At 72.5% G+C, this 6,947-nt stretch carries 7 protein-coding genes; 2 read left to right on the top strand and 5 right to left on the bottom strand.

Going from position 1 to position 6,947, the window contains the following annotated elements:
* The first annotated feature begins 161 nt into the window (after positions 1-161).
* Entirely contained in the window at positions 162-818 is a 657-nt protein-coding gene (locus tag AB0G02_RS24680) for an RES family NAD+ phosphorylase (protein WP_360797836.1), read from the top strand.
* Here AB0G02_RS24680 and AB0G02_RS24685 read toward each other — a convergent pair.
* The 5 genes from AB0G02_RS24685 to AB0G02_RS24705 form a co-directional block, all read right to left on the bottom strand.
* On the bottom strand, positions 800-1,363 hold the full coding sequence (locus tag AB0G02_RS24685; protein ID WP_360797838.1) for a GNAT family N-acetyltransferase: 564 nt from the start codon (positions 1,361-1,363) through the stop codon (positions 800-802). The genes AB0G02_RS24680 and AB0G02_RS24685 overlap by 19 nt on opposite strands.
* Before the next feature lie 33 nt (positions 1,364-1,396).
* Entirely contained in the window at positions 1,397-2,002 is a 606-nt protein-coding gene (locus AB0G02_RS24690; protein ID WP_360797840.1) for a hypothetical protein, read from the bottom strand.
* 58 nt (positions 2,003-2,060) lie between these two features.
* Positions 2,061-2,747 carry a Crp/Fnr family transcriptional regulator gene (locus AB0G02_RS24695; protein WP_360797842.1) on the bottom strand — a complete coding sequence of 229 codons (687 nt, stop codon included), beginning with the start codon at positions 2,745-2,747 and terminating at the stop codon, positions 2,061-2,063.
* Positions 2,748-2,816: 69 nt separating this feature from the next.
* Entirely contained in the window at positions 2,817-4,727 is a 1,911-nt protein-coding gene (locus tag AB0G02_RS24700; protein WP_360797844.1) for a S9 family peptidase, read from the bottom strand.
* Between the two features lie 63 nt (positions 4,728-4,790).
* The gene (locus tag AB0G02_RS24705) at positions 4,791-5,792 is read right to left on the bottom strand and encodes a TerC family protein (RefSeq protein WP_360797846.1); all 1,002 of its coding nucleotides are present in this window, start codon (positions 5,790-5,792) and stop codon (positions 4,791-4,793) included.
* 294 nt (positions 5,793-6,086) lie between these two features.
* Here AB0G02_RS24705 and AB0G02_RS24710 point away from each other — a divergent pair.
* Positions 6,087-6,947 (top strand): alpha/beta fold hydrolase (locus tag AB0G02_RS24710; protein WP_360797848.1); only part of this gene is annotated, 861 nt, incomplete at its 3' end.

A 6,947-nucleotide genomic window follows, 5' to 3' on the forward strand; every position in this document is an offset into this window, starting at 1 on the left:
GGCACCCGGCCGGGCGCACCACCCGACGTGCCGCCGGGCACACCCCCGACGCGACCGGGCAGACCCGCCCGACGTCACCACCGACGCGCCGCCGGGCGCACCCGCCCGACGCACGGCCGGCCGCACCGGCCCGATCCTGCCGCCTAGACCCTTGGACGCGAATGTCACGGCTCCCCCAGCCGCCCTCCCCCGCTGTGCTCCAGGCGAACCTGCGCCGCACCGAGGACGTCGTCGCGGTGCACCGGGCCACCCGGTTGGTGCGCGTCTTCGCCGCGAAGGGGCTGCACCCGCAGCGGTGGAACAGCTTCCGCTACACCGGACCGCTGCCGCACGCGCGGTTCGACACCCAGCCGCCCGGCCCCGACGGCTCGCCCACGCACGCCCACGACCAGGGGGTGCTGTACTTCGGGCTGACCGCGCGGACGTCGATCGCGGAGGTGTTCCAGGCGACGTCGGTGGTGGACCGGCGCACGCGCAGCCCGTTCATGGTGGTGCTGCGGCCCCGGCGGACCCTGCGGCTGCTCGACCTGACCGGGCTGTGGCCCACCAGGGCGGGCGCCTCGCAGGAGATCAGCTCCGGGCCCAAGGCGCTGACGCAGCAGTGGGCGCGGGCGATCCGCGCCGCCTACCCCGAGCTGGACGGGCTCTGGTACCGCTCGTCGATGGACTCCGGCGCACCCGCGGTGTGCCTGTGGGACCCGCCCGGCGGAACGGGCCTGCCCGTCTCGCCGGACGTGCTGCTGCCGCTGGAGCACCCCGGCCTGGACCTGCCGCTGGCACGGGTGTGCGAGGAGCTGAACTACACCCTGCTCGGTTGACCGCGCCGGCGCGGCGCCGGCAGGAACCGGCCGTACCTGACCTCGGGCAGCTCCTGGTCGCCCAGCTCGTAGCGGTGCACCAGCCCGTCGTGCCGCCAGCCGTGCGACTCGTAGAACCCGCGGCTGCGCGCGTTGTCCTGGAACACCCACAGGACCGCGTACCGGAAACCCTGGTCCAACAGGTGGCGCAGCCCGGCCTCGTGCACCTCGTGGCCCGCGCCCTGGCCGTGGTAGCGGGGGTCGGCGTAGATCGCCACCAGCTCCCCGGTGTGCAGGTCGGGGTGGGCGTCCTTCGCCTCGCGGACCGCGTCGACCGCGCAGTAGGCGCCGATCCGACCGCTGCCCTCGTCGACCGCGACGAACACCCGGCTGGGTTCGGGCAGCCGCAGCACGCGCGCCCACGCGGGGAGCCTGCTCTCGGGCAGCATCCGGTCCAGCACCGGGTCGTCCACTATCCCCCGGTACGAGTGCTGCCAGGCATCGACGTTGATCCTGGCGATCTCGGGCGCGTCGTCGGGCCGTCCGGCCCGCACGGTCCACTGCATCCGGGAAGCGTGCCGCAACGACCGCGCCGTCCGCTAGCCATTCGCCCAACCCCGCCGCGGCGGCCCGGCGCACACGTAGCCCGAGTACCACTGGTGCTTGACCCGGAACCGGGTCGGCCGGAACCGGGTCGGGTCGAGGTCGTGGAACCGGGTGCGCACGACGTCGTCGTGCAGCCGCTGCGAGATCACCAGCACCAGGTCGTCGTCGGCGGCGGCCAGCGCGTCGCGTACCACCTTGGCGTCGAGCAGCCGGCAGGTCACGATCGGCGCGTCGCCCACCAGGCCGAACGCGCCCTGGGTGAGCGGGCCGCAGTGCATGGCCACGCGCATCCGCAGCGGGGTGCCCGCGGCGCGCAGGTCGGCCAGCGCCTCGGCCAGCTGCTCGGTGAAGTGGGCGACCACCCACGCGGCATCGGCGTCGGTGGGCAGGACGGCCAGTTCGCCGTCACCGCGCACCTGCCGGTACCACAGGCCGCGGTCCAGCCCGGCGTTGCGGGCGGCCGCGTCCAGCACGTCGCTCAGCCGCGACTGGACCAGCGACTGGTCCAGCGCGTCGAGCTTGCTGTAGCCCTCGACGTCCACTGCCACCACGAGGCGGTAGACCAGTCCGCGGAGGGGCATCACCATTTCCAGCGTCACAGGAGGAGCATCCCGCCGCTCGGTGCGCGGAAGTAGGGCGATCACCGGGTTTCCGGTTTCACAGTTCCGCGATCTCCCGCAGCACGCCGCGGTCCACGATGGTGAGGGCCCGGTACCCCATGGTGATGACCCCGCGGTCGCGCAACGTGCGGAACTCCCGGCGCGCGGTGTCCTCCTCCACGCCGACCAGCGACCCGATCTCGCCCTGGGTCAGGTTGAGCCGCAGCGCGACGCCGTCGGAGCCCTGGTGGCCGTAGGCGTCGGTGAGGTAGGCCAGGACGCGCGCCAGCCGCACGGACGCCGGGTATCCGTTGAAGTCCGTGCGCCGCTGCTCGCCCCACTCCAGCGTGCGCAGGATCATCCGGTCCAGGTCGAAGTGGGCGGCCGGGAACCGGGTGAGGAAGTCGGTGAACTGCGCCGCGGTGACCACCCGCGTGCGGGTGTCGACGCACGCGGTCACGGTGGCCGAGCGCGGTTTGCCGGTCAGGAACGCCATCTCCCCGACCAGCTCGCCCGCGACCTTGACGTTGAGCAGCGCGACCCGCCCGTTCTCCAGCGTCACCGTCGCCTTGACCAGGCCCTGCACCAGCAGGATGACGTGGTCGGACCGCTCGGACTCGCGCACCAGCGCGTCGCCGCGGCGGAACAGCTTCGGCACGCCGAGCTCCAGCAGCGCCGCGCGACCGGCGGCGGACACCGTCTCCAGGTACGTGCCGGTGGGCCAGCCCAGTGCCGGGATCACCATCTCGGGACCTCCTCCACGAGGCACCAGTGTGCCGCTCGCGGAGGAGGAACATCCGGGAATGCGCCTGGTTCAGCCCAAGTGCCGGGCCCACCAGCCGAGCACGGCGTCGAACCGCTGCGCGCGGTGGCGCGGCTTGCCCGACCGGGTCAGCTCGTGGCCCTCGCCGGGGAACACCAGCATCTCGGCCTCGACGCCGTTGCGGCGCAGCGCGACGAACAGCCGCTGCGCCTGTTCCAGCGGGCAGCGCCAGTCGTGCTCGGAGTGCACGACCATGAACGGCAGGGAGATCTTCTCGGCGTAGGTCAGCGGGCTCATCGCGCGCTGCGCCTCCAGGCTGGGCCCGCAGTAGGCGTCGGTGAAGTACCAGCCGATGTCGGACGACCCGGCGAACGAGTCCCACGCGTTGACGGCGCGCTCGCTCCACGCGGCGCGGAACCGCTCGCCGTGGTGCGCGGCCAGCCAGGACGTCATGAACCCGCCGTAGGAGCCGCCCATCACGCCGACGCGGTCGGCGTCCAGTTCCGGGCGTTCGAGCGCGACGTCGAGCACGGCGAGGATGTCGTCCACGTCGACCGTGCCGAAGGCGCCGATCACGGCCTGGCCGTGCGCCTGGCCGTACCCGGCGGACCCGCGCGGGTTGGGCAGCACGACCGCGTACCCGGCCGCGGCGTAGACCTGGGCCTCGTCGAAGAAGCCCCAGCCGTGGTACATGAACGGGCCGCCGTGCACGGCCAGCAGGACCGGGTGCGGCCCCTCGCCCTCGGGCAGCACGAGCCAGCCGTGCACCGGGTAGCCGTCCGGGGCGGTGCCGGTCAGCTCGACCGACGGCCGCAGCGGCACCGCCGAGCCGAAGTCGGTCAGCGCGCCGCCGCCGACGAGCTCGACCTCGCCGCTGTTGTGCGCCCTGGTCACCACGGCCACGACCCGGTCGCCGTCGGCGGCGAACGACTTGACCTCGGCCTTCTCGCCCGCCAGCAGCTCCAGCTCGTCCAGCACGGCCTGGTCGGCGTCCAGCGGCACGCGGCGCAGCTCGACCGCGCCCCGGTTGCGGACCGCGACCAGCACGCCGGCGTCGGTCACCACCGGCGGCCCGGAGCCCCGCTCGCAGTCCACCGTCTCCACGTCGGTGAGCCGGGTGACCCGCTCGCCGTCGAACCGCCACAGGCCCGTGTTGCGCGCGACGGCGGCCGTGTTCGAGGGCTGCTCGGGCGAGTAGAACAGCACGCCGCCGTCGGGCAGCGCGACCGGGTGCGCGGCCCAGCCCGGGGTCTGCGCCACCAGCTCCGGCTCACCGCCGGACGCGGGCACGGCGTAGAGGTCGTTGGTGAAGCACTCCACGGCGCCGAGGTCGCGCTCGGCCAGGAACAGCACCCGCTCGCCGTCGGCGGTCCAGGCGGGGTCCATCGCGGTGAACGCGCCGTCGGTCAGCTCGACCGCCTCGGCGTCGGTGTCCAGCGCGTCCACGACGAACAGCCGGGCGTGCCGGTCGGCGGTGAAGCCGACGTCGTCCAGCCGGTAGTCGAGCCGGGTGATGTGGCGGGGCGCTTCGGCGTCGGGCGACGGCACGTCACCGCCGTCCACGAGCGGGGTGCCGTAGCGACCGGCTTCGGGCACCCGCGAGGTGAACGCGAGCCGCCGCGAGTCCGGCGCCCACACCGGCACGCCCGCGCCCAGCGCGAGGTCGGTCAGGCGGCGTGCCTCGCCGCCGTCGGCGGGCATGACGTGCAGCTGCGGCGCCTTGCCACGCTCCGTGACGCGCAGGAACGCGACCCAGCGGCCGTCCGGGGAGATCCGGGGTGCCAGGTCGCGTTCGGCCCACGTCCACCGGGTCGTCCCGCCGCCGTCCAGGGCGACGCGGTGCAGGCCGCCCCGGTAGGCGTTCGCGACGACGTCGGGGGTGGCGACGTTCACCAGGACGAGGTCCCCACGCACCGAGACGGAGCCGGGCTGGGTCAACGACTGCAAGTCATCGGGGCGCACGCCTCAGCACGGTACCGGAATGATTCTTAGCAAGGCTCACGAGATTTTGACGCTCACAGATGGTCACTTCTGCGAGGTGACCTGCTTGACCGCCTCCGGGTGCCGCTTGACCTTGACCAGGCTCGCGATCGTGGTGATGGCCAGCACGCCCACGATCACCGACAGCGACAACTGGATGCCGATGGTCGGCACGTGCAGCGGCTCACCGCCGTTGAGGAAGGGCAGCGAGTTGGTGTGCAGCGCCTCCAGGATCAGCTTCACGCCGATGAAGCCGAGGATCACCGACAGGCCGATCGACAGGTACACCAGCTTGTTCAGCAGGCCGCCGAGCAGGAAGTACAGCTGACGCAGGCCCATCAGGGCGAACGCGTTGGCGGTGAAGACCAGGAAGGGCTCCTTGGTCAGGCCGAAGATCGCCGGGATCGAGTCGAGCGCGAACAGCAGGTCGGTGGTGCCGATGGCGACCATGACGATGAACATCGGCGTGACGAACCGCTTGCCGTCGACCTTCACGAACGACTTGGAGTCGTGGTAGCGGTCGGCCACCGGGAACACCTTGCGGACGAACCGCAGCGCGGCGTTCTCCTTGAACTCCTCCTCCTCGTCGTCGTGGTCGGTGCGCGCCAGCTTGTAGCCGGTGTAGATCAGGAACCCGCCGAAGAGGTAGAAGACCCAGCTGAACTGGCCGATGACCGCCGCGCCGACCGCGATGAAGAGGCCGCGCATGATCAACGCCATCAGGATGCCGACCAGCAGCACCTTGTGCTGGTGGATCGCGGGCACCTTGAAGGTGGTCATGATGATCAGGAAGATGAACAGGTTGTCCACGCTCAGCGAGTACTCGGTGATGTACCCGGCGAAGAACTCGCCCGCGTAGACGCCACCGGACCAGTACCAGAGGCCGAGGCCGAACAGGATGGCCACCGCCACGTAGAACGTGACCCACCGGGCGGCCTCACCGATGGTGACCTCGTGCGGCTTGCGGTCGACGATGAACAGGTCGACGGCCAGCAGGGCAAGCAGGCCGGCGATCGTGGCGAACCACAACCACACAGGAACAGACACGACTCAACCTCCGGTGCATCGCGCGCGCACGCCAATGACCGGAGGTCTCCTCCGCCGACTCGAAGAGCCGACCGGCGGCACCGGGAACCTCACGCCAGGTTCCGTGCTGACGACACCGCCGCTAGGGAGTACTCCCCTCCACGCAACCCCCAGTCTCACGCATGAGTGCGGGTGAGCGCCAGTGGAGGTGATCAGAGGCACCCGGACGGGCGCTGCCCGACCGGCGGCCCTCCCTGAGAGCGCGGCACCCGGCCGACGCCTCGTTCTCAGGCGATCACGCCTATGGTCAACTGCGTGGCCCCCCTCAACCGCCTCCGCGGCAGGTGGTCGCTCCCCGCGCTCGTCGTGCTGGTCGCCCTGGTGGGCGCCATCGTGGTCTTCACGCGCCAAGGAGACGACCCCGTCCCGGTGAGCACCCGCGAAGCGGTGATCGACGTGCCGGAAAGTCCGGGCAGCGACCGCACCGTGCAGATCGACACCACCCTGTACCTGCCCGAACGCACCCCGGCGCCCGCCGTGCTGCTGCCGCACGGCTTCGGCGGCAGCAAGGCGAGCGTCGCCCCGCAGGCCACCGAGCTGGCCCAGCGCGGGTTCGTCGTGCTGGCGTACTCGGCGCGCGGCTTCGGCCGCAGCACCGGGCAGATCGCGCTGAACTCCCTGGACCACGAGGTCCGCGACGCGCAGAAGCTGCTCGACTGGCTGGCCACCCGCGAGGAGGTGGTGACCGACCGCGCCGGTGACCCGAAGGTCGGGGTGACCGGCGGCTCCTACGGCGGCGCGCTGGCGCTGTCGCTGGCGGGCGTCGACCCGCGGGTGGACACCATCGCCCCGGTCATCACCTACAACGACCGGGCCCAGGCGCTGCTGCCGAACTCGGCGCGCGCCGACGGCGTCCAGACCGCCACCCCGGCGCCCGGCGCGTTCGCCGACGACGGCGTGTTCAAGCGGTCGTGGGCCGGCATCTTCTTCTCCGCCGGCCTGTCCGGCGCGGACGCCGCGAACCCCGGCCAGGAGGCCGCCGAGCCCGGTCAGGACGACGACGGCCCGGCCACCGGCAACGGCTCCGCGTCGGCCACCGCGCCGCCGCAGCAGGGCGACGCCCGCCCGGCCGGACCGGTCGACGGCGCGTGCGGCCGGATCCTGGCCGACGTGAGC

The organism is Actinosynnema sp. NPDC023658 (assembly GCF_040639995.1).
In the GTDB taxonomy this organism is placed as follows: domain Bacteria; phylum Actinomycetota; class Actinomycetes; order Mycobacteriales; family Pseudonocardiaceae; genus Actinosynnema.